The following is a 1,805-nucleotide window of genomic DNA, read 5'->3' on the forward strand; positions in this document are numbered from 1 at the left end:
GCGCTCGCTTGGGTGAAGCAAATACATTAATAGCCATGGCGATGTTTTGCAGTTTCTCAAACGTAGTGACCAAGCTTTAGAACGCTACGAAGATGCTTTAAAATTCTACCGCGATATAGGCGATCGCTTGGGTGAAGCAAATACATTAAAAGCCATTGGCGATGTTTTGCAGTTTCTAGACCGACGTGACCAAGCTTTAGAACGCTACGAAGATGCTTTAAAATTCTACCGCGATATAGGCGCTCGCTTGGGTGAAGCAAATACATTAATAGCCATTGGCGATGTTTTGCAGTTTCTCAAACGTAGTGACCAAGCTTTAGAACGCTACGAAGATGCTTTAAAATTCTACCGCGATATAGGCGATCGCTTGGGTGAAGCAAATACATTAAAAGCCATTGGCGATGTTTTGCAGTTTCTAGACCGACGTGACCAAGCTTTAGAACGCTACGAAGATGCTTTAAAATTCTACCGCGATATAGGCGCTCGCTTGGGTGAAGCTAATACATTAAAAGCCATTGGCGATGTTTTGCAGTTTCTCAAACGTAGTGACCAAGCTTTAGAACGCTACGAAGATGCTTTAAAATTCTACCGCGATATAGGCGCTCGCTTGGGTGAAGCTAATACATTAAAAGCCATTGGCGATGTTTTGCAGTTTCTCAAACGTAGTGACCAAGCTTTAGAACGCTACGAAGATGCTTTAAAATTCTACCGCGATATAGGCGATCGCTTGGGTGAAGCAAATACATTAAAAGCCATTGGCGATGTTTTGCAGTTTCTAGACCGACGTGACCAAGCTTTAGAACGCTACGAAGATGCTTTAAAATTCTACCGCGATATAGGCGCTCGCTTGGGTGAAGCAAATACATTAATAGCCATTGGCGATGTTTTGCAGTTTCTCAAACGTAGTGACCAAGCTTTAGAACGCTACGAAGATGCTTTAAAATTCTACCGCGATATAGGCGATCGCTTGGGTGAAGCAAATACATTAAAAGCCCAACTTGCGACTAGTTTTGGCAGTTTCTTANAACCGTAGGTGACCGAAGGCCTTTAGAACCGCTAACGGAAGATGCGGTTTAAAATTCGTACCGCGATATAGGCGCTCGCTTGGGTGAAGCTAATACATTAAAAGCCATTGGCGATGTTTTGCAGTTTCTCAAACGTAGTGACCAAGCTTTAGAACGCTACGAAGATGCTTTAAAATTCTACCGCGATATAGGCGATCGCTTGGGTGAAGCAAATACATTAAAAGCCATTGGCGATGTTTTGCAGTTTCTAGACCGACGTGACCAAGCTTTAGAACGCTACGAAGATGCTTTAAAATTCTACCGCGATATAGGCGCTCGCTTGGGTGAAGCAAATACATTAATAGCCATTGGCGATGTTTTGCAGTTTCTCAAACGTAGTGACCAAGCTTTAGAACGCTACGAAGATGCTTTAAAATTCTACCGCGATATAGGCGATCGCTTGGGTGAAGCAAATACATTAAAAGCCATTGGCGATGTTTTGCAGTTTCTAGACCGACGTGACCAAGCTTTAGAACGCTACGAAGATGCTTTAAAATTCTACCGCGATATAGGCGCTCGCTTGGGTGAAGCTAATACATTAAAAGCCATTGGCGATGTTTTGCAGTTTCTCAAACGTAGTGACCAAGCTTTAGAACGCTACGAAGATGCTTTAAAATTCTACCGCGATATAGGCGCTCGCTTGGGTGAAGCTAATACATTAAAAGCCATTGGCGATGTTTTGCAGTTTCTCAAACGTAGTGACCAAGCTTTAGAACGCTACGAAGATGCTTTAAAATTCTA

The 1,805-nt window shown here is 43.0% G+C and carries 2 protein-coding genes; both read left to right on the forward strand.

Annotated elements, in window-relative coordinates; genetic code table 11:
- Positions 1–46: 46 nt before the first annotated feature.
- A complete protein-coding gene (locus tag NSP_RS12000) occupies positions 47–1,033 on the forward strand; it encodes a tetratricopeptide repeat protein (protein WP_049950103.1) in 987 nt (328 codons plus the stop codon).
- Positions 1,034–1,104: 71 nt separating this feature from the next.
- The coding region (locus NSP_RS12005) for a tetratricopeptide repeat protein (RefSeq protein WP_044482761.1) at positions 1,105–1,805 on the forward strand (701 nt) is incomplete at its 3' end.

Source organism: Nodularia spumigena CCY9414, assembly GCF_000340565.2.
GTDB classification, from domain to species: Bacteria; Cyanobacteriota; Cyanobacteriia; order Cyanobacteriales; family Nostocaceae; genus Nodularia; species Nodularia spumigena.